This window comes from Methylobacterium terrae (genome assembly GCF_003173755.1).
In the GTDB taxonomy this organism is placed as follows: Bacteria; Pseudomonadota; Alphaproteobacteria; order Rhizobiales; family Beijerinckiaceae; genus Methylobacterium; species Methylobacterium terrae.
Genome location: NZ_CP029553.1, coordinates 6,074,236 through 6,097,654, shown reverse-complemented (window position 1 = coordinate 6,097,654; position 23,419 = coordinate 6,074,236). Strand labels below are relative to the sequence as shown.

Below are 23,419 nucleotides of genomic sequence, written 5' to 3'. Positions count from 1 at the left end.
CACCCCTTCGCCACCATCCGGCCCCGCCGGTGCCGGATTTTCCGGCTCAAACTGCGTCCCTGGACGTGGACACCTGGACGCGAGAGGGGACATCCGGATGCAGACCGGCCGCACCATGCGCGGGGACGAGACCGCCGCGCTCGAACGCTCCGTCGCGGCGGCGCTCCGCACCATCGCGGCCGTCCAGGCCGAGCGCAGCGCGCCGCCGGTCCGTTCCGCCCGCCTGCGCCTCGCGACGATCTACGGCGTCACCCGCCTGCAGAAGCGGCGCGAGCGCGACGCCGCCCAGGCGTAGGACGGGCCGCCGCGCGGCGGCCCGTCCTCGGATCCTCAGATGTCCGAAGCCGCGCGGGTGCGCTTGTAGTCCTGGCTGCGCTCCATCAGCACGTCGTGGCTGAGCCGCACGCCCGGATAGGCCGCCATGACCCGCCACCCGTCCTGCCAGCCATCCGCCTCCTTCAGCTTCACGTAATCGCCCTCCCGGGCGAAACGCTCCGGCAGCCAAGTCATCTGCACGAGCCGGTGACGGGACAGCTCGCACTGGACGTAGTGCGTGGTCATGACCTTTCCTCTTCTGTCAGGGGCACAGCAGCCTGATGCGGACAAAGAAAAACCCCGAGGGCTCGCGCCATCGGGGTTGCGTACAGACGAAACGTGCGCTCACGTCACTGCCCGGGGAACCCCTTTCGTGCGAGAGCGCGAACCATCGTCTGCCGTCCTTCTGCTGAGGAGCGAAGCGTATCCTTGGCAGGACGCGTTCGTCAAGCCTGACCCCGCGCCAGCTCCCAGCCCCGCTCGGCGAGCGCGACGCCGAGCGCGCCCTTCTGGCTCGCCTCGTCGCTCGAGGCGTTGCCGGCCTTCGAGCGGGCGAGCACGCCCTCCAGGATCACCGCCAGGCGGAACAGCGCGAAGGCGACGTGGAACGGCGTGATGCCGTCGCGCCGCCCGGTGCGCTCGCAGTAGCGGCGCACGTACTCGTCCTGGGTCGGGATGCCGAGGGCCGGGAGGTCGCGCCCGAGCATGCCGCGATAGGCCGACGGATCGGTGTTGTAGGCGATGCAGTTGTAGCCGAGATCGGCGAGCGGGTGGCCGAGCGTCGCCAGCTCCCAGTCGATGATGCCGATCACCCGCGGCTCGGTCTTGTGGAAGATCATGTTGTCGAGGCGGAAATCGCCGTGGACGATCCGGGTCTCGTCGCTGTCGGCCGGGATGTGGGCCGGCAGCCACTCGGCGAGGCGGTCGATCGCGACGTTCTCGCGGGTCTTCGAGGCGGCCCACTGTTTCGACCAGCGGTCGATCTGGCGCTGGAAGTAGTTGCCGGCGCGGCCGAAATCGCCGAGCCCGATCGCCCCGGGGTCGACGAGGTGCAGGCGCGCCAGGGCCTCGTTCATGCCATAGTAGATCCCGGCCCGCTCCTCGCGCGGCAGTTCGGGCAGCATCGGGTCCCAGAACACCCGGCCGGAGAGCCGCTCCATCAGGTAGAACGGGGTGCCGATCACCGCCGGATCGGCGCAGAACGCCACCGCCTGCGGCACCGGCACGTCGGTGCGCGACAGGGCCTGCAGCACCCGGAACTCGCGGTCGACCGCGTGGGCGGAGGGCAGGAGCTTGCCGGGCGGCTGCTTGCGCAGCACGTACTCGCCGGCCTCGGCGAGCACCAGGAAGGTCGGGTTCGACTGCCCGCCGCGCATCTGCCGCAGCTCGCGCAAGGCGCCGAGCCCCTGCTCGGCGAGGAACGCCTCCAGCGCCTCGGTCGGGAAGCGGTGGGCCTCGCGCACCGGAATGGTCTCGGGCAGGTCTGACGGGGTGTTGGCAGTCATGCGACCTTCGCGGCCTCTCGCTGGCGTCTCGAGGCCCGGACCATGCCCCACCCGCTGCCCCGGGTCATTCCTGCACTGCAGCAATTCGTCGGGACCTGTCGATAGCCCACTGATTTCGCCGCATTTTCCGGCGATCGGGTGGGCAAGCGCACCCCCCGCGACTAGAGTGCCCGCATGATTCGCGCATCCGTCCTCGCCGCCGCCGGCCTGTCCCTCCTCGTCCTGCCCGCCGAAGCCCGGCCGAAGCCGAAGGCGGACGCCGCCCCCCCGAGCCTCCAGGCCAGCCCGATCGGGACCTTCGGCGACTGGAACGTCTTCGCCGCCGGCGAGGGCAAGTCGCGGATCTGCTACGCCATCAGCCAGCCGCAGGTGCGGTTGCCCAAGAGCCTCAAGCGCGACCCGGCCTACCTCTTCGTCACCGTGCGCAAGGGCGAGAAGGTCAACAACGAGGTCGCGGTGATGCTGGGCTTCGCGCCCAAGCCCGGCAGCGGCCAGGCCACGACGACCGCGGCGGCGAACGGCGCCGTGCCGGCCCCGGCCTCCTCGGCCTCCGATCCGAGCCTCGCGATCGGCGCGGCCCGCTACGCCCTGGTGGTGAAGGGCGCCAATGCCTGGGTCCAGAACCCGGCCGACGAGGGCAAGGTCGTCGCCGAGATGGGCCGGGGCAAGAAGGTGGTGATCAAGGCGGTCTCGCAGCGCGGCAACGCCTCGACCGACGAATACGCCCTCGACGGCTTCGGCGAGGCGATGAAGCGCACCCGCGAGGAGTGCAAGTAGATCGCACCTCCCATGGAAAGAAGTGGCGCGGGATCCCCTCTCCCACTCGGGAGAGGGGATCCCGCGCTTCGTTTCTGCTGCCGGCAGCCATGGCTTCGGGGGATTCCAAAGTCGGCCCATCGCGTTTCGGCCCGAATACCCCTATATGCCGCGGGAATCCGCTTCATTCGAAGGTCTGCATTATCATGGCGACGGCGTCGTTCGACACCGCCCGGCGCGGGAATGGCGCCGTACCCCAGCAAGTCCCGGCGATCGAGAAGACGCCCGAGATCCGCCCAGACGCGCTGGAGACCACCGGCCCGACCTCCCTCGTCGGCCTCACCCGCGAGGCCCTGAAGGGGCGCCTCGCCGCCATCGGCGTGCCCGAGCGCGAGCAGCGCATGCGCGCCGGCCAGCTCTGGCACTGGATCAACGTGCGAGGTGCGGCGTCCTTCGACGAGATGACCAACGTCAGCAAGGTGCTGAAAGGGCAGCTCGCCGGCATCCACACCCTCGACCGGCCCGAGGTGGTGAGCGAGCAGGTGTCGCGCGACGGCACCCGCAAGTGGCTGATCCGCATGCCGCCGACCGGCCGGCACGACCACAACCGCGGCGCCGAGATCGAGTGCGTCTACATCCCGGCCAACGACCGCGGCACGCTCTGCGTCTCGTCGCAGGTCGGCTGCACGCTGACCTGCTCGTTCTGCCACACCGGCACGCAGCGCCTGGTGCGCAACCTGTCGGCCCAGGAGATCGTCTCGCAGCTCGTGGTCGCCCGCGACCGCCTCGGCGACTGGCCCGGAAAGACCCCGCCGAAGGGCGCCTTCGTGCCGGTCGACGGCTCGCGCTTCGTGTCGAACATCGTGTTCATGGGCATGGGCGAGCCGCTCTACAACGTCGACAACGTCATCGACGCGGTCGGCGTGATGAGCGACCACGAGGGCCTCGGCCTGTCGCGCCGGCGCATCACCGTCTCGACCTCCGGCGTGGTGCCGCAATTCGAGCGGCTCGGCCTCGAGGCCAACGCCATGCTGGCGATCTCGCTCCACGCGGTGCGCGACGACCTGCGCAACGAATTGGTGCCCCTCAACCGCAAGTACCCGATCCGCGACCTGCTCCAGGCCTGCCGCGACTATCCGGGCGTGTCGAACGCCCGGCGCATCACCTTCGAGTACGTGATGCTGAAGGGCGTCAACGATTCCGACGCCGACGCGCGCGAACTGGTGCGCCTGCTCAAGGGCATCCCGGCCAAGATCAACCTGATCCCGTTCAATCCCTGGCCCGGCTCCAGGTACGAGTGCTCGGACTGGGAGCGGATCGAGCGCTTCTCCGAGATCGTGTTCAACGCCGGCTACGCCTCGCCGGTGCGCACGCCGCGCGGCCGCGACATCCTGGCGGCCTGCGGCCAGCTCAAGAGCGAGACCGAGAAGCTGCGCGCCCGCGCCCGGATGATGCTGGAAGAGGGCATCGGGGCGGAAGGCGTCTACGCCGCCAGCCACGACGACGATTGAGGCGGGGCCGGATGTCCCTCGGCCGTCTCCTGGCGATCGCGACCGCGCTCCTGATGGCGGTCGCCTGTGGCGCGCTCGCCCTCGGGATCGGCGTCGCGATGGACCCGGCCTTGCGCGACGTGCTCGGCCAGCTCGGCCTGTCGGGGCTCGAGGCGGTGCTGTCGGACCTCGCCGAGGGCTACGCGCCCGATCCCGGGATGGTCGAGGGGGCGCTGAACCTCGGCCGCGCGATCCTGCTCCTCGTCGCGGTGCCGCCCGCCCTCAACGCCGTCGTCGGCGAGGTGCTGGGCTGGCGCGCGCTCGCCTGGTACGGCGGCGCCACCGGCCTCCTCACCGCGATCCTGCCCTGGCTGATGCGCGGCGCCGCCGGGCCGGCGGGCGCCGGGGAGGGGCGGGTGACGGCGATCCTGTTCTGCGCCGGCGGGATCGCGGGCCTGGTCTACTGGCTCGCCGCCGGCCGCTTCGCCGGGCGCGGCCCGGCGACGATGTGGGCCGCGCCGCGGCGCTAGAGACGGCGCCAGAAGCTCCGGCGGCAGCGCCGCCGGACGGCCGCACGTCGGCAATCCCGGCAAGGCACCGTTAGGGATCAGGTTCGTTAGTTCTTGTCGATCGGCAGTCGAGGCTGTGAAGAGGCAGGGCGACCTCGCGGCGTGAAAGTCTTTCTTAGACTTGGAGGCGCGAGGTACACCTGACGTGAGACCGCCTCCCGAGAGAACCCCGACGATGCCGTCGCCGCGCCGCCTCCTCGCCGGCCTCCAGACCGCCCGGGTCTGGATCGTGCTCGGCGTGCTGATCCCCCTCGGCATGCTGGTCGTCGCCGGCTTCATGCTGCACGAGCTGCGGCGGGAGATGTGGGGGCGGGCCGAGGAGACCTCCCGCAACCTGCTGCGGGTGGCCGAGATCGACCTCGTGCGCAGCATCGAGGTCGCCGACATGGCGCTGCGGGACCTGATCGCCAAGGCCCAGAACCCCCTCGTCGTCGCGGCGCCGGAGGCCCTGCGGAGGCTGGTGCTGTTCGATCAGGTGGTGACCGCCGACGGCGCGGGCATCCTGGTCCTGTTCGACGAGCACGGCATCGGCATCCTGAACTCGCGCTACCCCACGGGCGCCGGGGGCAGCTTCGCCGACCGCGACTACTTCCAGGTCCACCGGACGAGTCCGGATGTCGGGCTCTACATCAGCAAGCCCTACCAGTCGCGGCTGTCGGGCGCCTACACGGTCGCGCTCAGCCGGCGCATCGAGAAGCCCGACGGATCGTTCGGCGGGGTGGCGGTCGCCACGATGAGGCTGTCGCACTTCACGCAGATCCTCGCGCAGATCGGCCTCGGGCGCGACAGCAGCATCAACCTCGTGCGCCAGGACAGCATCCGGATCGTGCGCTTCCCCTACGACGTGCGCGACGTCGGCACCGACGTCTCGGGGACGTCGAACCTCCAGCGCGTCATCGCCGAGCGGCAGGGGAGCTTCGCCGCGCGGGCGAACCGCGACGGGGTGCGCCGGCTGTTCACTTTCGCGCAGGTCGGCTCCCTGCCGCTGTTCCTGTCGATCGGGATCAGCACGGACGAGATCGAGGCCGGCTGGCACGCCAAGGCGCTGATGATCGGCGCCGTGCTGCTGGCGCTGTTCGGCCTCGCGGTGCTGCTCGCCCTCCTGTGCGGGCGGGAGCTGAAGCGCCGCGAAGCCGTCGAGGCCGAGCTCGCCCGCCTGTCGATGACCGACGGGCTGACCGGCCTGCCGAACCGCCGCCGCTTCGACGAGACCCTGGACCAGGCCGGGCGGGCGGCGGCCCGCACCGGCCTGCCGCTCGCCCTGCTGATCGTCGATGCCGACCACTTCAAGCGCTTCAACGACCGCCACGGCCACGCGGTCGGCGACGAGATCCTGCGCGGGCTGGCGCGCACCCTCACGGCGGCGATCCACCGGCCGCACGACCTCGTCTGCCGGATCGGCGGCGAGGAATTCGCCGTGATCCTGCCGGACACCGACGCGGAGGGAGCGGCCCGGGTGGCCGAGCGCCTGCACGACGCGGTGGCGGCCCTGTCGGTGGGGCCGGCCGGCATCGCGGCCGGCACCGTCACGGTGAGCATCGGGCTCGCGGAAGGCGCGCCGTCCGGTACGTCGTCCGAGCTCTACCGGGCGGCGGACGCGGCGCTCTACGTCGCCAAGGGCGCGGGCCGCAACCGCACCTGCCGGGCCGAGGCGCCGCCGGCACCCGCGCCCCACCTGCGCCTCGTCGCCGGCACGGCCTCGTGAGGGCTCAGCGCACGGTCAAGAGGATGCGGGCCGCGAAGGACCCGAACAGCCCGGCGAACAGCCAGTCGATGCCCCGCATCAGCCGCGGCCGGGCCTGGAGCGCGCCGGTGACCCGGGCGGCGGCGAGCACCATCAGGATCCCGAGCGGCAGCGACAGGCCGACGAAGGCGAGACCCAGGAAGGCGAGTTGGCCGGTCGGGTCGGGGGCGTCGGCGCGCACGAATTGCGGCAGGAAGGTCAGGAAGAACAGCACCACCTTGGGGTTGGTGAGGTTGACGCCGAGCCCCAGGCAGAAGGTGCGCCACAGCCCGCCCCGCACCGTCTCGGGCCGCACGGTGAGAGCCGAGCCGCGGCGCAGGGCATCGACGGCGAGCCAGGCGAGGTAGAGCGCGCCGACCACCTTCAGCACCGTGAAGGCCGTGGCCGAGGCCGCGATCAGCGCCGAGATGCCGAGCACGGCGGCCAGCGTGTGGAGGAGCGTGCCGAGGCTGGTGCCCAGCACCGTCACGATTCCCGCCTGCCGCCCCGAGCCGATGGTGCGGGCGAGCGTCAGGCTCATGTCGGGCCCGGGCGTGACGAACAGCACCAGGCAGGCGGCGAGGTAGGCCAGCAGCGTCGGGGTGTCGGGCAGGACGCTCATCGGTCGGCTCCGGGACGAATGCCCCGGTCTGTAATCCGACCCGGGCCCGACGCAAACCGAGAAAACCTTCGGCGCACGCCGAGAAAAACTCCGGAAGGCCTCCGGCGCGGGCCCGCCGGAACGAGGATCGCCCGCCCGGGGGGACCCCGGGCGGGCGCGGACGGTGCCGGTGATCGGGGAGGGGCGTCAGAACGTGATGCCGCCCTCGATCATGTAGCGGTCCTGCGAGGTACGGTTGCCGGTGCGGCCGAAGCCGGTGCCGAGCGTCCCGAAGGCGAGGTCGCCGCGGGTGATGTCGTAGAGCTGCACCCGCGAGTACTCGCCGCGCACGAAGAAGCGATCGAAGGTGAAGGTCGGGGTGACGGTGAAGGACAGGGCCGAGCTGCCCGCGCCGTAGAGCAGGCTGGTGCCGCCGAGCAGCCGGTCGCCGGTCTGGGCGATGTACTCGACGCGGCCGGCCAGCGCGAAGTTGTCGGTGAAGGTGTAGCTCGCCAGCACCGCGCCGCCATAGGTCGAGGCGCCCTCGACGATGCCGAGGCGGAAGTCGCGCGGGACGTTGGTGTACTGGAAGTACGGCGTGATCGCCCACGGGCCGTTCGCGTAGGTGTAGTTCACCGACACGATGCCGCTGTTCTGCTGCAGGCCCGGCGTGGCGTACTGGTAGCGCAGGCTGCGGGCGAAGGCGTTGGTGCGGCCGAGGTTGGTGCCGCCGTTGATGCCGAACGAGTTGTTGTCGTCGAGCTTGTAGGTGATGGCGCCGGTGAGCCAGCTGATCTCGCCGGAGAAGAACCCGTCGGTGCCGGCGACCGAGGCCGACCACGGCCCGTCGCTGTAGTTCACCTGGACGCCGTGGTTGATGATGTTCTCTTGGTTGAACAGCAGGCCGCGGGAGATGTTCAGGTTCTGGAAGGTGAACGGCGCCTCGGTGCCGATCAGGGTCGGCATCCGGCCGCCCTGGATCGACCAGTTGTCGTTGAACACGTACTTGCCGAAGGCGACCGGCAGCGGCGTGAACAGCAGGTCGGTCTGCTGCAGGGCGCTGTAGTTGACGAAGCCGAGCGACGGGATCGCGTAGGCGCCGCCCTGGACGTAGAACTGGAACGGCCCGTCGGCCTTCTGGATCCAGCCCTGGATGTTGGTGAAGTCGACCCGGCCCGCCCGGTCGCTCGGCAGCGGCGCGGCCGAGAACGGGAACGGGTTGGTCTGGGTGTAGGCGTAGCCGGTGAGCGCGCCGCCGACATAGATGTCGCCGAAGCCGCCGAGGGTGAAGCAGGACGGGTTCGGGTTCGGCTTGATGATGCCGGCATAGGCCGGCAGCGACAGGGTCGCCTTGCAGCTCTCGACAACCGCCACCGGGGCAGGGGCCGGGGCTGCGAGGTCGGCGGCGTAGGCGGAGCCGGACGACAGCAGGGCGACGGTCAGGCTGCTGAGGGTGAAGCGCATTGCCACGGGAGGAGAATCCATCTGGACACCAAGTACCGCCAAGCTGGCAGTGTGGCGGCACCATGGCAAAACTGTTTATTGTGCGTTTGCTCAAAAATTAGGCATTTTAAGACCTGACGCGCGGGTGACTTCTGCGCCGTGTCTTTCGCGCAACGCATGCCGTTACTTGGGCAACGCCCGGGATCGGCACGATTACGCAGTCCCGGCGCTGCGGCAGCGCTGAAATGCACGATTTCGGCGGCATCACGGGCCGGGAACGCGCCGACGGCCCGCGCCGGGCGACGGCAGGTCCCCGGGGGCTCACGCCTCCTCGGCCAGCATCCGCCGCAGCCACGCGACGAAGGCCGCGGCGGCGGGCGAGAGCGGGCGGTCCGTCGCCGGCAGGGCCGCGAAGCCGTTCGCGAAGCCGTGGAAGCCGCAGGGCGCGACGAGGCGGCCGGCGGCGAGGTCGTCGCGCACCAGCATCTGCTCGACGACGGCGATCCCGAGGCCCGACAGGGCGGCCTCGATGCACAGCCCGTTATGCGGGAAGGCGAGGTCGCGCTCCGCCTGGACGCGCCGGCCCGTCGCCGCCTCCCAGGCCGGCCAGGAATGGGGCGTGTATTCGTGGGCGATCCGGGTCTCGGCCCGCAGCCGCACGCCCTCCGCCCGAACCGGATAGTCGGGCGCGCAGACGATGCCGAACGCCACGTCGCCGAGGCGGATCGCCCGCGCCTCGTCGCGGATCGGGTGGGCGAGCCGGTCCCAGGTCAGCACCAGGTCGGCGCCGTCCTCGCGGATCTCCCGGGCCGAGGTCATCGACAGGCGCACCTGCACCGTCGGCCGCTCGCGGTAGAAGCCGGCCAGGCGTGGCACCAGCCAGCGCATCGCGAAGGTCGCCCCGCAGGCGAGGTGGACGTTGGCGCCGCCCCCGGCGTCGCGCAGGCGCCGGTAACCCCGCTCGAGGTCGTCGAGCACGCCCCCGACGACATCCCGGAAGGCCTCGCCGGCCGGCGTGAGCCGCAGGCCCGTGCCGGCCTTCTCGAACAGCGCGGTGCCGGCCTGCTCCTGCAGCGCCCGCACCTGGCGCGACACCGCCCCGTGGGTGCGCCCGAGTTCGTCGGCGGCCCGCGTGACCGAGCCGAGGCGCGCCGTGGCCTCGAAGGCGCGCAGGGAGGAGAGGGGCGGCAGCCGGCGCATCGGGGCATCCGTGAGCTTCACGCACGAAGCGCGCGCAAGAACTCAATAGACGGCGGTCGCGCGCCCGGGTAGCCCGTCCGGGCCAGACACGAGAAGGAGATCCGCCGTGGCCGCCACACTCATCCCGTTCCCGACGCACCGCATCGCGGCGCTCCCGCGGGTGTCGAGCGTGAGCCGCGCGCACGAACCGCGCCTCGCCGGCGTGGCGATCCTGCGGGGCTGGTTCCGGCGCTGGACCGCCCGCCGCACCCTGGCGCGCGACCTGCCCTGGATGACCGACGAGACCCTGGCCGATGTCGGCCTGAGCCGCCGCGAGGCGGAGGCGGAGGCGCGCCGCCCGTTCTGGCGGGCGGGCGCCGACGACGCGGCCTGACGCGGGCCTCCGGGCGGCATGCGCCGCGGCCGGTTGACCGGCCGCAATGCCGCTGCCAGCCTGCTCCGCGCCGGGGCCCCGCCGAAGAGGCGCCCCGCCGGGAGGATCACCGTGCCCCTACGCGTTCGCGCTGCCGTCCTGCACCACGCCCCCGTGGCGCGGCCCTATGCCGAGACCCGGCCGCTCACCATCGAGACGATCGAGCTCGACCCGCCGGGGCCGGACGAGGTGCTGGTGAAGATCGCGGGCGCCGGCCTGTGCCACTCGGACCTCTCGGTCATCAACGGCGACCGGATCCGGCCGGTGCCGGTGGCCCTCGGGCACGAGGCGTCGGGGGTCGTCGAGGAACTCGGGCCCGGCGTGACCGATCTCGAGCGCGGCGACCACGTGGTGATGTCGTTCGTGCCGACCTGCGGCGGCTGCGCGCCCTGCCGCGAGGGGCGCGGCGCCCTGTGCGAGCCCGGCAACGCCGCCAACGGCCGCGGCACGCTCCTGTCGGGAGAGAAGCGCATCCGCTGCGACGGCGTCGAGGTCAGCCACCACAGCGGCGTCTCGGCCTTCGGCGAGTACGCGGTGATCTCGCGCCGCTCGATCGTGAAGATCGATCCCGAGATTCCCCTCGTCGAGGCGGCCCTGTTCGGCTGCGCGGTGATGACCGGCGTCGGCGCGGTGGTGAATACCTGCCGGGTGCAGATGGGCCAGAGCGTCGCGGTGGTGGGCCTCGGCGGCGTCGGCCTCTCGGCGCTGATCGGGGCGGTGGCCAGCGGGGCGGGCCGCATCGTCGCGGTCGACCTGTCGGAGGACAAGCTCCGGGTCGCCCGCGAGCTCGGCGCCACCGACGCGTTCCTGGCCTCCGATCCCGATGCCGTCGCGGCGATCCGCGACGCCACCGACGGCGGCGTCGACTACGCCTTCGAGATGGCGGGCTCGGTCAAGGCCTTCGACACCGCCTACCGGATCACCCGCCGCGGCGGCACCACGGCGACCGCCGGCCTCGCCAACCCGAACCACAGCTTCACCCTCCCGCCGGTCGGCCTCGTCGGCGAGGAGCGGGTGGTGCGCGGCAGCTACATGGGCTCCTGCGTCCCGGCCCGGGACATCCCGCGCTACATCGCGATGTACCGCCAGGGCCGCCTGCCGGTGAACAAGCTGATGACCGGCACGCTGACCCTCGACCAGATCAACGAGGGCTTCGACCGGCTCGATCGCGGCGAGGCGATCCGGCAGGTGATCGCGATGTGAGACGTGATCGCGATGTGAGACGTGATCGCGGGATCGGCCCGCCCGACGAAGCCGCCCCCCCTGCACCGTTCCGGGAGCCCTGACGGCGGATCCCCGGACGAATCCGGGGCGTCAGGCCCGCCGGGAGACCAGGGCCGGCCCCGGCCGTGACGGTGCCGGTCTCGACGCTCCCCGATCAGGGGACGTCGCGGCCGTCGCGCGGCCCGCGCGTGTCGGACGGAGCACGCCCACGGTTTTTCTCGCGCCGATCCCGGCGCCCGGACGCGCCGGCCGCCGGACGGGCCGGCGCCGCACTTGCCGGTCGCGGCACCCTCATGCATCGATGGTCGTCCTCCCGCGACGAGGGGCCCGCCCGCGGCCGGCCCGAAGGATCTTCACTCAAGGACGTGCCATGGGGCTGTTTCAGGATGCCTTCTCCCGGGTCGGCCGGGTCGTCATGTCCTATGCGGGCGACACCGCCTTCCTCCACGCCGCCTGCTCGGCGGCCGCCACCGTGATCCTGGCCGACCAGGAGATCGACGAGGAGGAGATCGAGACGGCTCTGGCCGATCTCAGCAACAACCCGATCCTGCAGAAATCCTACGGCGTGCTGAAGCTCGAGCAGGAGCTGCACGAGGCGATCGCCCGGGCGAAGAGCCGGGCCGGGCGGCTCGAGAACCTGCGCCTCGTCGGCGCCATCGCGGACCGCGCGCTCGAGCAGCGCCAGGACGTCTTTCTGATCGCCGCCGACGTCGCCGACCAGGGCGGCATCAGCGAGCTGGAGCACAAGGCGCTGGCCGAGATCGCCGAGGTGCTCGGCGTCGAGAAGGCGGCGCTCCTCGGCCTGTGAGGTCCTCAGGCTCGACCAAGGGCTGACACTCGGCGGGCCCGCCTTATCTCCCGCGCGACGATGCGAGGATGTCGGCGGGAGACGGATCGCGATGGATGTCGGATTTCTCGGGCTAGGCCGAATGGGCCGGCCGATGGCGCTCAACCTGGTCAAGGCCGGCCACCGGGTCCGGGTGTGGAACCGCTCTCCCGCCGCCGCCGAGGCGCTGCGCGCCCACGGCGCCGAGCCGGTGGCGACGCCTGCGGACGCCTTCCGGGGCGATGCCGCCGTGACGATGCTGGCCGACGCCGCCGCGCTCCGCGCGGTCATCGTCGAGGGCGGCCTGCTCGACCAGGCCGAGAAGCCCGGGCTGCATGTCGGCACCAGCACCATCTCGGTCGCGCTCGCCGAGGAGCTGGCGGCGGTCCACGGCCGTGCGGGCGTTCCTTACGTCTCCGCCCCTGTCTTCGGGCGCCCGGACGTCGCCGAGATGGGAAAGCTCAACATCCTGGCCGCCGGACCCGACGATGCGATCTCCCGGGCCCAGCCGCTCCTCGACGCGATGGGGGCGAGGACCTGGCGCTTCGGCGAGGAGCCGGCCCGGGCCAACGCCGTCAAGCTCGCCGGCAACATGATGATCGTCGCGGCGGTCGAGGCGATGGGCGAGGCCGCGGCGCTCGGCGAGGCGCACGGCGTGCCGGCCGCCGATCTCCTCGACCTCCTGACGAGCACGATCTTCGCCGCGCCGGTCTACAAGAACTACGGCGCCTCGATCGCCGCCGCCCGCTACGAGCCGCCGGGCTTCGGGCTGGCGCTCGGCGCCAAGGACGTGCGCCTGGCGCTCGCCGCCGCGGAGGCCGCCCGGGTGCCGATGCCGCTCGCGAGCGTCCTGCGCGACAGCCTGCTCGACGCGCTCGCGCACGGCGACGGGGAGAAGGACCTGGCGGCGCTCGCGATCGTGTCGGCGCGGCGGGCGGGACGGTGAGGCTGACCGCGCCCACGGCGCAGGACCCACGACGCTGAGCGTCGATCGCCGTGTCGATCCGGAGCTCGATGTCGAGCTCCGTCGCGCGGCCCCGGATCGATGCGGGGACTATCGCCTCCGGGGGCCGAACGCCTCACTCCGGCCCCGGATCGTTCTCCAGCAGGATCGGCTCGCCATGCGGCGTCGCCGCCGCCGCCCGGGCGAAGGCGGCCCGGCGCTCCGCCAGGGCCGCCGCGCTGGTCAGGCCGCGCTCGGCGATCAGGGCCTCGATCGTCTCGAGCCAGAGGGCGTAATCCGCCGTGCGGTGGCCGGAGCGGCCGAGGGCCCGGGCCCATTCGGACCAGGTGAACAGGCCGGCGTCGTGCAGCGACACCACGAGCGCGAAGGTCTGCGCCTCCCAGGGGGCCGCGAAGACCGGGGCGTCCGGCGGGCGGCTCATGCGCGGGAGGACCCTGCGGCCTGGACCCGGGCGGGCTCGAGGTAGCTCTCGAAGGCGTTGACCGAGACGGTCAGGCCCGGATCGGCATCCTCGCCCCACAATTCAACGGCGGCGAACCGTACGGTGTAGAGCCATTGCGGCGCCTCGCCCGCGAAGGCCGCGTTGGAATCCGGGAAGACGAAGCCGCCATGGACCCGCTCGACCGTGCCGGTGCGGCCGCGGACGTAGCGCGGCAGGCGGGTGTGGCCGGTCGGGTTGACGACCTTGGCCCGCACCTCGTCGCCGGGGGCGAAGCGGGCCGGATTCGCCACCGGGCGGTCGCTCGGGAAGCCGCGGGCGAAGAGCGGCGCCACCTCCCCGGCCTTGAGCACCCGGGCGACCGGGGCGGGCGGCGTCAGGGCGGCGCCGGCGGCGAGCTCTCCCGCCTCGACGAGGCCGTGCTGCTGCACTTGGCTCTCCAGCGCCCGGAACCAGATCCGGTAGTAGCTCGAGGTCAGGTACTCGCCGGGCGGCAGCGATTCGCGGGCGGCGCGGCTGGCGTCGAGGTTCCAGGTGCCGGTGAGCCCCATCGCCATCGCCATCGCGAAGACCCGGCGCTCCCATGGCGCGTGGAACCGCGGCTCGTCCGCCTCCAGGCCCAGCGGGCCGAAGCCCTGCATGCCGCCGAGATCCTGTCCGCCGTTCATGCGCGGTCCCCCCGGTCGGGGCTCGAAGGGAGCCCGGTGCCGATCATCGCGTCGCGGGTGACGAGGCCGGCGAGCGCCGCCTCGTCGAGGTGGTCGGTGCCGGAAGGCCGCATCGGCAGCACCATGTAGCGAAGCTCCGCGGTCGAGTCCCAGACGCGGATGCGCGTCTCGGGCGGCAGCACCGTGCCGAACTCGGCCAGCACCCCGCGCGGGTCGATGACGGCGCGGGAGCGGTAGGGCGGCGACTTGTACCAGACCGGCGGCAGGCCGAGCACCGGCCAGGGGTAGCAGGAGCACAGGGTGCAGACGACGACGTTGTGCTCCTCCGGCGTGTTCTCGACCACCACCATGTGCTCGCCGCCGCGCCCGCCGACGTCGAGCTCGCGCATCGCCGCGCTGCCGTCCTCCAGGAGCCGCGCCTTGAAGGCGGGATCGACCCAGGCCCGCGCCACGACCCGGGCGCCGTTATGCGGCCCGACCTTGGTCTCGTAGGTCTCGATCAGGGTGTCGAGGGCGGCCGGATCGACGTAGCCCTTCTCGACCAGGATCGATTCGAGGGCGCGCACCCGCAGGTCCATCGGCGACAGCTCGCTGCCGTGCGGGTGGTCGTGGTCGTGCGAATGGTCGTGCGAATGGTCGTGATCGTGATGGTGGTGATCGTGGTCTTGCGCCATGCGGGGCCTCCCGGAGGCCGGGAGGATACGCGCCCGGGTCCCACGCCGCCACCGTCACGGACGCACGGCCGGGCTCTCCAGGGCCAGGGGCGCGGCGCGCTGCATCAGGTAGAGGGTGAGCGCGACGGCCTGCGCGGAGCCCGGGGTGAACGGCTCCGCCCGCATCCCGGTGAGGCAGTTGCGCAGGCGCCGCTCCAGCGAGCCGAGATCCTGCCATTCGAGCCGGTAGAGCGGGTAGCCGGTCGGGTGGCCCTGCGGGATCGTCGCGGCGCCGAGGCGGCGGCCCCAGCGATCGTCGTGGCAGCCGGCGCAGGAGAAGCCGAGCTGGCCCATCGGCGTCGTGAACAGCCTTCTCCCCTCGGCCCGGGCCGGCGCGAGGCGCAAGTCGGCCGGCGGCGCCAGCGGCTGCCCGCGGGAGAGGTGGCCGAGATAGGCGGTGAGCGCCAGGAGGTCGTGCCCCTCCCGCGGCAGCGGCGCCGCCTCCTGGTGGCGGCTGCGGCAGAGGTTGATCCGGCCCTCGAGGTCGACCGGGCGGGCCAGCGCCTCGTCCCAGGCCGGGTAGCGGGCGGCGACGCCGCGCATCGCGGATCCGGTGTGGCACCCGGCGCAGGGCGCGGTACCGGGGACGGCGCGCGGGCGAAGAGGTCAGCCCCGTCCTGGACCCAGAGCATGCCCGGATTGGCGGTGTCGTCGGCCTGCATCGCCCGGGTCTCGGGCGCCATCTGGTCGAAGCCGGAGCGGCGCTCGGCGGGCGGGATGCCCTGCGCCGCAGCGGCGCCGAGGAGAGAGGCCGCCAGGCCGAGGGCGGCGACGGTTCGCCCGACCATGGCGTCGATCCGGGGTGCATCCCTCATGGCGCGGCAGCCTACACGGGAGCGGGCCCATCCGCACGCCGGATCGAGCCTCAGATCGGCCGGACCTCGCCCGGCTTCAGCTTCAGCCGGGCGGCGAGGCGGTCCGACAGGGTACCGCTCAGTTCCACCGCCGCCTCCGGCATCGCCGCCTGCACGGCGGCCACGGCCGCCAGGGGGTCGACCGCCATGGCGACGTAGACCCGCAAGGCGGGAGCGCTGGTTCCGTCGTCGGCGGCCGAAACCGCGACGGTGAAGGCGGTGTGCTTCGGCTTCTTGGCGGGCGGCTTCTTGGCTGACTGGTTCTTGGCGGATGGATTCTTGGCGGATGGATTTTTGGCAGACGGGCTCTTGGCAGACGGATTCTTGGTGGACGGGTTCTTCGCGGGCATCACGCTCTATCGCACGGTGCGCCGCCGCTGTCGCCGCTCACTCCGAGGTGGCACCCCGGTTTCCCACGTCGACGCGGCCTCGCCGGCCTCGCGACACGAGGCGTCGGCCTCGCTGAACCGTGACTTGCGCCGTGGCGCGTTCGCCCCGATGTCCGCTGCAACACTCCGCCTTTCAGGGACCACCGTCATGCACATCAAGGTCAAGCGCGGCTGGGAGATGCCCGAGCGCCTCGCCACGCCGGAAGCGGTCTTCCTCAACCGCCGGGCGCTGCTGGGCGGCAGCCTCGGCATGGCGGCGGCCTCGCTCGCCGGCGGGCCGGCTCACGCGGCGCTGCCGGGGGAGGGGACGGGCGCGGTCAAGACCGCCGACCTCTATCCGGCCAAGCAGAACCCGGCCTACACACTCGACCGGCCGCTGACCGCGGAGCGCTACAGCGCCGATTACAACAACTTCTACGAGTACGGCACCAACAAGACGGTGACGCCGGGCTCGAACGCGCTGAAGGTCCAGCCCTGGACGATCAAGATCGACGGCCTGGTCGAGACGCCGTTCGAGATCGGCTTCGAGGACCTGGTGCGCAAGATGGCGCTGGAGGAGCGGCTCTATCGCCACCGCTGCGTCGAGGCGTGGTCGATGGCGGTGCCGTGGACCGGCTTCCCGCTCTCCGCCCTCGTAGCGCTGGCCAAGCCCAAAGGCGACGCCAAGTACATCCAGATGCAGACCTTCATGGACAAGGCGATGGCGCCCGGCCAGCGCGCCTTCTTCTATCCGTGGCCCTACACCGAGGGCCTGACGATGGCCGAGGCCGGCAACGACCTCGCCTTCATGGTGACCGGCGTCTACGGCAAGCCGATCCTCAACCAGTTCGGCGCGCCCCTGCGGCTCGCCGTGCCGTGGAAGTACGGCTTCAAGTCGGTCAAGTCGATCAACCGCATCACCTTCACGGCGGAGCGGCCCAAGACCTTCTGGGAGGGGCTGCAGGCGTCGGAATACGGCTTCTGGGCCAACGTGAACCCGGCCGTGCCGCATCCGCGCTGGAGCCAGGCGAGCGAGCGGGTGCTGGGCACCGACGAGCGGGTGCCGACGCTGATCTACAACGGCTACGGCGCCCAGGTCGCCGACCTGTACAAGGGGCTCGAGAAGGAGCGCCTGTTCGTCTGACGCAAGAGGCCGGCGCATCCGGGGACGCGCCGGCCTTCCTGGTTTCCCGATCCCGAATGATCCTGTGGAGCGGGACCGTCGGGAGGCATCCGCTGCGGATGACTCCCGACCGGACCTCACGCCGTCCCGTCGCCCTGCAGGTAGCCGGAGCGGCGGCTGTCGGGCATCTGCAGCGAGACCAGGAACGCCACGGCGCACATCGCCGTCACGTACCAGTAGAACGTGGTCTCGAGGCCGGCCTCCTTGAAGCTCAGCGCCACGAACTCGGCCGAGCCGCCGAAGATCGCGTTGGCGATGGCGTAGGACAGGCCGACGCCGAGCGCCCGCACCTCGGCCGGGAACATCTCGGCTTTCACGAGCCCGCTGATCGAGGTGTAGAACGAGACGCAGAGCAGCGCCGCGGTGATCAGCGCGTAGGCGAGAAACGGATTCTGCGCACCGGCGATCGCGTGCAGCAGCGGCACCGTCAGCAGCGTGGTCGAGGCGCCGAACAGCAGCATCGCGGTCTTGCGGCCGAACCGGTCGGCGAACATGCCGAACAGGGGCTGCACGACCATGTAGGTGAACAGCACCGCCGTCATCACCAGGTTGGCGGTCTTCTTGTCCATGTGGGTCGTGTTCACCAGGTACTTCTGCATGTACGTGGTGAAGGTGTAGAAGATCAGCGAGCCGCCGGCGGTGTAGCCGAGGACGGTGAGGAAGGCGCGGCGGTGGTTGCGCCAGATCGACGCCATGCTGCCGGCCTCGCGCGAGGTGCGGGTCTCGGCGGTCGAGGTCTCGTGCAGCGAGCGCCGCAGGTAGAGCGCGACCACGGCGGCACCGGCGCCGATGAAGAACGGGATGCGCCAGCCCCAGGCGGTCATCGCCTTGTCGTCGAGGGAGAGCGTCACCAGCACCACGACGAGCGAGGCCAGCAATTGCCCGCCGATCAAGGTGACGTACTGGAACGAGCCGTAGAAGCCGCGCTTCCCCTTCAGCGCCACCTCGCTCATGTAAGTCGCCGAGGTGCCGTACTCGCCGCCGACCGAGAGGCCTTGAGCCATGCGGGCGAAGAGCAGCAGCACGGGGGCGAAGATCCCGATCTGCGCGTAGGTCGGCAGGATCGCGATGACGAGCGAGCCGGCGCACATCATCATCACGGAGATCAGCATCGAGGTCTTGCGGCCGTAGCGGTCGGCGACGCGGCCGAACAGCCAGCCGCCGATCGGCCGCATCAGGAAGCCGATGGCGAACACCGCCGCGGTGTTGATGAGCTGCACCGTCGGGTCGGAGCCCGGGAAGAACACGTCCTTGAAGTAGATCGCCGTGAAGGCGTAGGCGTAGAAGTCGTACCACTCGACGAGGTTGCCCGACGAGGAGCCGATGATGGCCTTGATGCGCGCCTTGTTGTCGTAGGCCGCGATGGTCGGGTTCGACGAGGCGAGGCTGTCGGCCGCGGGGGGCCGGCTCTGGGCGGTGCTGGTCATCGCGGGTTGTGTCTCCTCCCGGGGGCGGGCGATGGCGGCGCGACGCGGGCCGTGGGACCCCGCGCCGTGCCCGCACTAGGAGAATGAGGAGCCGGGGTACAGCCCCGCACCGCACTCGTCCGGCATTTTCGCGATGCCGCAGCCTCTTGTCCCAAGGACAGGCGCGTGACGCAGGGTCCCGTCACGGTGGACCTGCGGCGCGAAACCGGCGCGAAATGCTTTCCTGGAAATCGTCCGGAGCGGGACGGACGTTCTTGTGCAACGCAGCAATCTTGCGAAGACTTGTCACGGCCGGGCCGCGCAGGCCTCCCGCGATCGGCTCTCCGCGCTGCCGGTCTCGGTCGCGGCGCGCTCGGCATGGGTCGCGATCGCGGCGTCGAGGTGGGGGGACAGGCGCTCGCGCGGGGCCGAGATCTCGTCGCCGACCTGGACCCAGCGGGCGCCGGTCCATTCCTGCACGGTCACCGGGCGCCGGCCGCTGTGGTCGGCGCAGGTGAGGCGCAGGCGCCGGGCGAAGCCGACGAGGCCGAGCTCCTTCCAGCGCACCGGGTCGAGGTTGATCGCCTCGAGCCCGCGGCGCATCTGAGCCCCGTCGATCCGCGCCCGGCCGGCGAGGCCCTGCGCGTTGCGGATGCCCTCGGCCAGGATCACCCCGGCATAGACGCCGCGGTTGTAGAGCGGGCCGGCGCTCTCCTCCTTGGGCGTGCGCGACAGCCCGGCATCGACCACCAGGAGGTCGATCTGGTCGAAGGCCGGGAAGCTGTCGGTGAGGGCGTGCCAGGTCACGGTGCGCAGGCCCTTGGCCGTCAGGTCGCGGGCGCCGGCGCCCGGCCGCAGCAGGTCGTCCTCGCCGGTCCAGCCCACCGTGACGATCCGGTTGAGGGGCAGGCCCGCCGCGGCTGCGTCGCGCAAGGGGGTGCCGGGGAGGCCGGCGGTGGCGTCCAGGATGACGGCGTCGGGATCCGCCGCCCGGGCGGCGCGCCACGGATCCGCGCCTGGCGCTCCCTCCGCGTCGGGCAGGGCGTAGGCCCGGAACGCGAGGCCGGCCTCCGCCGCGAGCGCCCGCAGCACCGGCACCGGCTCGCGCCCGGCGGGGCTGTCGCGGTGCATGTAGGCGAGGCTGCGCCCCTGCGGGTTGCCCTCGCTGCCGTCCTGGGCGAAGTACGCGAGCGCGGCGCCCAGGGCGTCCCAGACCGTGGCGGGGGGCGCGAAGGCCCAGGGCAGCACGTCGCCCCGGGCCATCGCGGCGGGGCCGTAGCCCGAGGCGACGAGGGGCATCCGGTCGGCGGGAAGGCGCGGCAGCAGGGCGAGCGCCGCGTCGGCGCTGCCGGGGACCAGCGCGATACTGCCGCGGGCGACCGCCGCCTCGTAGCAGGAGAGCGCCCGCGCGCGTTCGCCCCCGGTCTCGCATTCCTCGACGTCGAGGGCGATCCCGCCGACGCCGCCGTCGCGCCGGCCGAGCATGGTCAGGTAGTCGGCGAGGCCGTTCGCCAGCGGCGTGCCCGCGGCGGCGGCCGGGCCGCTGCGCTCGGTCAGTACGGTCAGCGGCAGGCCGTCCGCCGCGGCGGCGGCCCCCGGGACGAGGGCCAGCAGGGCGAGGAGGGCGCCGGTGACGGCGGGGCGGGGCGGCATGGCCGGGTCCTGAGGCGGCGAATCCGAAAACGGGGCGGCCCCGAGCCTACGCCCGGGCCCGCCCCGGCGATAGGTCAGGATTCGAGCACCCGCCCGCCGGGAAACAGCACCTCGACCAGCGTGCCTTCGCCCTTGCGGCTGGTGATCCGGAGCGAGGCGCGGTTGGCCTCGACGAGCGCCTTGGTCAGCGGCAGGCCCAGGCCCGTGCCGCCGCCGCGGCGCTGCGCGGTGGCGATCTGGCGGAACGGCTGGAGCGCCGTCTCGACTTCCTCCGGGCTCATGCCGATGCCGGTGTCGCGCACCCGCAGGGCCACGCCGCCCCGGTCGGTCGTCGCCGTCGAGACGATCACCTGCCCGCCCGCGTCGGTGAACTTGATCGCGTTCGAGATCACGTTGAGGGCGGCCTGGCGCAGGGAGCGCTGGTCGGCCAGCACCGCCGGCAGGCCGGGGGCGAAGCTCGTGCGCATCACCACCCGCTGGCGCGCCGCCTGCGGCTGCATCAGGGCGACCGACGCTGCGACGAGGTCGTTGAGGGAGACGCCCGCGAAGGCGAGGTCGAGGTGGCCGGCCTCGATCTTGGCGAGGTCGAGGAGGTCGTTGACCAGGCTGACCACGTGCTCGCCGGAGGCGCGGATGTCGCGCAGGTAGTCGCGGTAGCGCTCGCTGCCGACGGGGCCGAACTGCTCCTCGAGCATCACCTCGGCGAAGCCGATGATGGCGTTGAGCGGCGTGCGGACCTCGTGGCTGATCGTGGCGAGGAAATCGGATTTCTGGGCGCTCGCCCGCTCGGCCTCGCGGCGGGCGCGCACCAGCTCGGCCTCGGTGCGCCGGGTGGCCGAGACGTCGCGCAGGACCGCGGCGACCCGGCGCTGCGACCCGCTCGCCACCGGCGCCAGGGTGAGGACGAGCGGCACCGGCCCGTCCGGGCCCCGCGCCAGCACCTCCTCGCCGGTGGTCGCGGTGGCGCCGGTGCTCGCCCGCAGCAGGGCGGCCTGGGCCACGGGCCGGCTCTCCGGCGCCAGCAGGCCGGTCAGGGCCTCGCCCGCGACCTCGCGCGGATCGGCCCCGAGCAAGGTTTGCGCGCCGCGGTTCATCCCGACGACGCGGCCCTCGTCGTCGAGCACCACGACCCCGTCGGTGACCGCGTCGAGGATGGCGGTGGTCTCGCGCAGGTGCGCGTCGCGGTGGGCGAGATGGGCCTCGGCCGCCGCCAGGGACTGGGCCGGGTCGGCGTCGGGCAGGCGGCGGATCGTCAGCACGCTCGCCGGCGCGCCGTCCCACTCGACGACCCCGACGGTGACGCCGACCGGCACCGAGCCGCCGGCCCGGGTCGCGAGCGCGATCGGGGCGCCCTCGCCGGGGCCGGCCTGCGCCGAGGGGTCGCGGCCGCGGAAGATCACCGCCGGGCCGCCGGCCGCCGCCAGGGCCTCGATCGTGTCGTAGCCCGCGAGCCCCAGGAGATGGCGGTTGGCGAGCAGCACCTCGTCGCCGCGATGGACCAGGAGCCCGACCGGCAGTCGCTCGACGAGGCGGGCGAGCGCCGCCTCGGCACCGCGCTCGGGCAGGCGGGCGAGGGCCTGCGCGCCCCGGAACGGGGTCACGGCGCCGCGATGGAGCGCGGCGGGTGCCGGCGGCGCGGCGGCCTCGGCGCCGTCCGGGTCGCCGGCGAAGCGGGCGCCGAGGGCGCGGGCGATCTCCCGGAACGCGGCGTGCTCGTTGAGGGAGAGCGAGGCGTTGCGCGGGCTCTCGTCGGGGGACTCGGTGGCGGCCGGCGCCTGCGGCTCCCCGGAGGGCGCCGCCACGAGAGCGTCTTCGAGAACCTCTCGGGAAGCCTCCTGGGGAGCCTCTCGGGGAGACTCTTGGAAAGACTCTCGGGGAGACTCTTGGAAAGACTCTCGGGGAGACTCTTGGAAAGACTCTTGGGGAGTCTCGCGCCCGGCAGCCTCCTGCGCGTGCGCCGCGTCGGGCGCGGCCGGGGTCGTCGCCCCGGCCGCCGGAGCGTGGGAATCCGGCGGCCTGGTGCCGAAACCCCAGCTCATCCCGAGATGCGCGAAGGGCGCCGCCATCAGGCCGGCGAATTCCGCCATGGTGGCTCCGGCGAGCGAGGCGAGGTCGCGCGGGTCGCCGTCCCGGCCCGGCGCGGACGGGGCGAGGGGCGAGGAGGGGGCGCTCCCGGATTCCGGCCGGAGGGCCGGCTCGGCGGGGTCCTCCGCCGGGGCGGGGCGCCCGACGGCGATCACCGCGGCGGCGCGCTCGCGCAGGGTCGGGCGGGGCGGCTTCGGCTCGGCGGATTCCGGCCGGTCCGCCGCCGGGACGACCCGGTCCGGATGGATCACCCCGAAGCCGCTGAAGCCCGCGAAGGCGCGGCCAGCGCCGAGGCGCGGCGCGCCCGAGAGATCGACCGCCACCGCCTCGCGGGTGCCGGCGCGGCGCCAGCGCACCGGCACGGCCCGGAAGGTGCGGCGCTCCGCCAGGGCCTCGGCGAGGCCGGGCTCGGCCTCGACGGGGCCGGCCAGGAGGTCGTCCCAGGCCCGGCCGACCGGCGAGGCGCCGACGGTCTCGGGCAGACCGGCCGTCGCCTCGACGAGGCAGCCGCGCGCGTCGCTGCGCCACAGGAAGCGCAGGCCGGGTGCCGGCGGGGCGGGGGCCGCGGCCGGGACGGCGGCCGGCTCCGCCGGGGCGGGTTCGGGCTCGGGGGTCGGCGCGGGCGCGGCGCGGCGCGGCCGGCGGGCGGGCAGCGGATCGAGGATCGCGACGGCCAGTCCCGGACCGCCGTCCGGCAGGGTCGCGGGCAGGCAGGCGCAGAGCAGGGGCGGCGCGAGGCGGCCGGCGAGGCGCAGGCGCTCCAGCCGCGGCTGCGCCGTGCCGGGGGGCAGGGCCAGGGACCCCCGCAGCTGCGCCGGCAGGGCGAGGGCCGGATCGATCCGCCCGGCCGCGTCGGCGATCGATTCGCGCAGGGTGGCGGCGGCCGGGGAGGCGTGGAGCAGCTGCGTCGCGCCCCGGTCGAGCAGCAGGAAGGCCCGGTCGGGACCGTCGATCCGCTGCGCGAAGGCCGGAACGGCCCGCAGGGCCTCGATCGTCGTCTCGAAGAGCACGTCCCGACCCAC

The 23,419-nt window shown here is 72.9% G+C and carries 22 protein-coding genes and 1 pseudogene; 10 read left to right on the top strand and 13 right to left on the bottom strand.

The genetic code is table 11. The features are described from left to right. Window positions 1–97 precede the first annotated feature (97 nt). The gene (locus tag DK419_RS28090; RefSeq protein WP_109961981.1) at window positions 98–295 is read left to right on the top strand and encodes a hypothetical protein; all 198 of its coding nucleotides are present in this window, start codon (window positions 98–100) and stop codon (window positions 293–295) included. 35 nt (window positions 296–330) lie between these two features. On the opposite strand, the gene DK419_RS28085 is transcribed toward DK419_RS28090, so the two are convergent. Both DK419_RS28085 and DK419_RS28080 read right to left on the bottom strand, forming a co-directional pair. After that, window positions 331–561: a hypothetical protein gene (locus tag DK419_RS28085; RefSeq protein WP_109961980.1), complete on the bottom strand. Its 231-nt coding sequence runs from the start codon at window positions 559–561 to the stop codon at window positions 331–333. Window positions 562–761: 200 nt separating this feature from the next. Next, window positions 762–1,820, bottom strand: coding sequence for a phosphotransferase (locus tag DK419_RS28080; RefSeq protein ID WP_109961979.1), 1,059 nt, complete (start codon window positions 1,818–1,820; stop codon window positions 762–764). Between the two features lie 174 nt (window positions 1,821–1,994). On the opposite strand from DK419_RS28080, the gene DK419_RS28075 reads away from it, so the two are divergent. From DK419_RS28075 to DK419_RS28060, 4 genes are all read left to right on the top strand, one after another. Continuing rightward, window positions 1,995–2,597, top strand: coding sequence for an invasion associated locus B family protein (locus DK419_RS28075; RefSeq protein ID WP_109961978.1), 603 nt, complete (start codon window positions 1,995–1,997; stop codon window positions 2,595–2,597). A 185-nt stretch (window positions 2,598–2,782) separates the two neighbouring features. Continuing rightward, window positions 2,783–4,087, top strand: a complete 1,305-nt coding sequence (gene rlmN / locus DK419_RS28070) for a dual-specificity RNA methyltransferase RlmN (protein WP_109961977.1) — start codon at window positions 2,783–2,785, stop codon at window positions 4,085–4,087. Between the two features lie 11 nt (window positions 4,088–4,098). After that, on the top strand, window positions 4,099–4,596 hold the full coding sequence (locus tag DK419_RS28065; protein WP_109961976.1) for a hypothetical protein: 498 nt from the start codon (window positions 4,099–4,101) through the stop codon (window positions 4,594–4,596). A 214-nt stretch (window positions 4,597–4,810) separates the two neighbouring features. Continuing rightward, window positions 4,811–6,340, top strand: a complete 1,530-nt coding sequence (locus tag DK419_RS28060) for a sensor domain-containing diguanylate cyclase (protein ID WP_109961975.1) — start codon at window positions 4,811–4,813, stop codon at window positions 6,338–6,340. Between the two features lie 4 nt (window positions 6,341–6,344). Here DK419_RS28060 and DK419_RS28055 read toward each other — a convergent pair whose 3' ends face one another. The 3 genes from DK419_RS28055 to DK419_RS28045 all read right to left on the bottom strand — a co-directional run bounded on the left by DK419_RS28055 (window position 6,345) and on the right by DK419_RS28045 (window position 9,602). Then, window positions 6,345–6,980, bottom strand: coding sequence for a LysE family translocator (locus DK419_RS28055; RefSeq protein WP_109961974.1), 636 nt, complete (start codon window positions 6,978–6,980; stop codon window positions 6,345–6,347). Between the two features lie 186 nt (window positions 6,981–7,166). Beyond that, a complete protein-coding gene (locus DK419_RS28050; RefSeq protein WP_109961973.1) occupies window positions 7,167–8,429 on the bottom strand; it encodes a porin in 1,263 nt (420 codons plus the stop codon). 294 nt (window positions 8,430–8,723) lie between these two features. Then, window positions 8,724–9,602, bottom strand: a complete 879-nt coding sequence (locus tag DK419_RS28045; protein ID WP_109961972.1) for a LysR family transcriptional regulator — start codon at window positions 9,600–9,602, stop codon at window positions 8,724–8,726. Between the two features lie 106 nt (window positions 9,603–9,708). On the opposite strand from DK419_RS28045, the gene DK419_RS28040 reads away from it, so the two are divergent. The 4 genes from DK419_RS28040 (at window position 9,709) to DK419_RS28025 (ending at window position 13,010) form a co-directional block, all read left to right on the top strand. Then, window positions 9,709–9,975 (top strand): YjiS-like domain-containing protein, encoded by a 267-nt coding sequence (locus tag DK419_RS28040; protein WP_245442763.1) that lies wholly within the window; start codon window positions 9,709–9,711, stop codon window positions 9,973–9,975. A gap of 111 nt (window positions 9,976–10,086) precedes the next feature. Continuing rightward, window positions 10,087–11,217, top strand: coding sequence for a zinc-dependent alcohol dehydrogenase family protein (locus DK419_RS28035; protein WP_245442762.1), 1,131 nt, complete (start codon window positions 10,087–10,089; stop codon window positions 11,215–11,217). A gap of 391 nt (window positions 11,218–11,608) precedes the next feature. Then, window positions 11,609–12,046 carry a tellurite resistance TerB family protein gene (locus DK419_RS28030; RefSeq protein WP_109961970.1) on the top strand — a complete coding sequence of 146 codons (438 nt, stop codon included), beginning with the start codon at window positions 11,609–11,611 and terminating at the stop codon, window positions 12,044–12,046. Window positions 12,047–12,137: 91 nt separating this feature from the next. Then, window positions 12,138–13,010 carry an NAD(P)-dependent oxidoreductase gene (locus DK419_RS28025; RefSeq protein WP_109961969.1) on the top strand — a complete coding sequence of 291 codons (873 nt, stop codon included), beginning with the start codon at window positions 12,138–12,140 and terminating at the stop codon, window positions 13,008–13,010. A 133-nt stretch (window positions 13,011–13,143) separates the two neighbouring features. On the opposite strand, the gene DK419_RS28020 is transcribed toward DK419_RS28025, so the two are convergent. From DK419_RS28020 to DK419_RS28000, 5 genes and pseudogenes are all read right to left on the bottom strand, one after another. Next, window positions 13,144–13,449 carry a nitrile hydratase accessory protein gene (locus tag DK419_RS28020; protein WP_109961968.1) on the bottom strand — a complete coding sequence of 102 codons (306 nt, stop codon included), beginning with the start codon at window positions 13,447–13,449 and terminating at the stop codon, window positions 13,144–13,146. Continuing rightward, window positions 13,446–14,135 carry a nitrile hydratase subunit beta gene (gene nthB / locus DK419_RS28015; protein ID WP_109961967.1) on the bottom strand — a complete coding sequence of 230 codons (690 nt, stop codon included), beginning with the start codon at window positions 14,133–14,135 and terminating at the stop codon, window positions 13,446–13,448. The genes DK419_RS28020 and nthB overlap by 4 nt, the downstream gene beginning before the upstream one ends. Next, window positions 14,132–14,809 (bottom strand): nitrile hydratase subunit alpha, encoded by a 678-nt coding sequence (nthA, locus tag DK419_RS28010; RefSeq protein ID WP_109961966.1) that lies wholly within the window; start codon window positions 14,807–14,809, stop codon window positions 14,132–14,134. Before nthA ends, nthB begins: the two co-directional genes overlap by 4 nt. A 54-nt stretch (window positions 14,810–14,863) precedes the next feature. Further along, window positions 14,864–15,636 (bottom strand): annotated as a pseudogene (gene soxA / locus DK419_RS28005) (sulfur oxidation c-type cytochrome SoxA). 77 nt (window positions 15,637–15,713) lie between these two features. Further along, on the bottom strand, window positions 15,714–16,052 hold the full coding sequence (locus DK419_RS28000; protein WP_245442761.1) for a hypothetical protein: 339 nt from the start codon (window positions 16,050–16,052) through the stop codon (window positions 15,714–15,716). A 187-nt stretch (window positions 16,053–16,239) separates the two neighbouring features. Here DK419_RS28000 and msrP point away from each other — a divergent pair, with 187 nt between their 5' ends. Beyond that, entirely contained in the window at window positions 16,240–17,214 is a 975-nt protein-coding gene (gene msrP, locus DK419_RS27995) for a protein-methionine-sulfoxide reductase catalytic subunit MsrP (RefSeq protein WP_109961965.1), read from the top strand. Between the two features lie 116 nt (window positions 17,215–17,330). Here the strand turns inward: msrP and DK419_RS27990 are convergent, their stop codons facing one another. The 3 genes from DK419_RS27990 to DK419_RS27980 all read right to left on the bottom strand — a co-directional run bounded on the left by DK419_RS27990 (window position 17,331) and on the right by DK419_RS27980 (window position 23,419). Further along, window positions 17,331–18,680 carry an MFS family transporter gene (locus tag DK419_RS27990; RefSeq protein ID WP_109961964.1) on the bottom strand — a complete coding sequence of 450 codons (1,350 nt, stop codon included), beginning with the start codon at window positions 18,678–18,680 and terminating at the stop codon, window positions 17,331–17,333. Window positions 18,681–18,965: 285 nt separating this feature from the next. Continuing rightward, on the bottom strand, window positions 18,966–20,312 hold the full coding sequence (locus DK419_RS27985; protein ID WP_109961963.1) for an ABC transporter substrate-binding protein: 1,347 nt from the start codon (window positions 20,310–20,312) through the stop codon (window positions 18,966–18,968). 74 nt (window positions 20,313–20,386) lie between these two features. Beyond that, window positions 20,387–23,419, bottom strand: a complete 3,033-nt coding sequence (locus DK419_RS27980) for a PAS domain-containing protein (protein WP_109961962.1) — start codon at window positions 23,417–23,419, stop codon at window positions 20,387–20,389.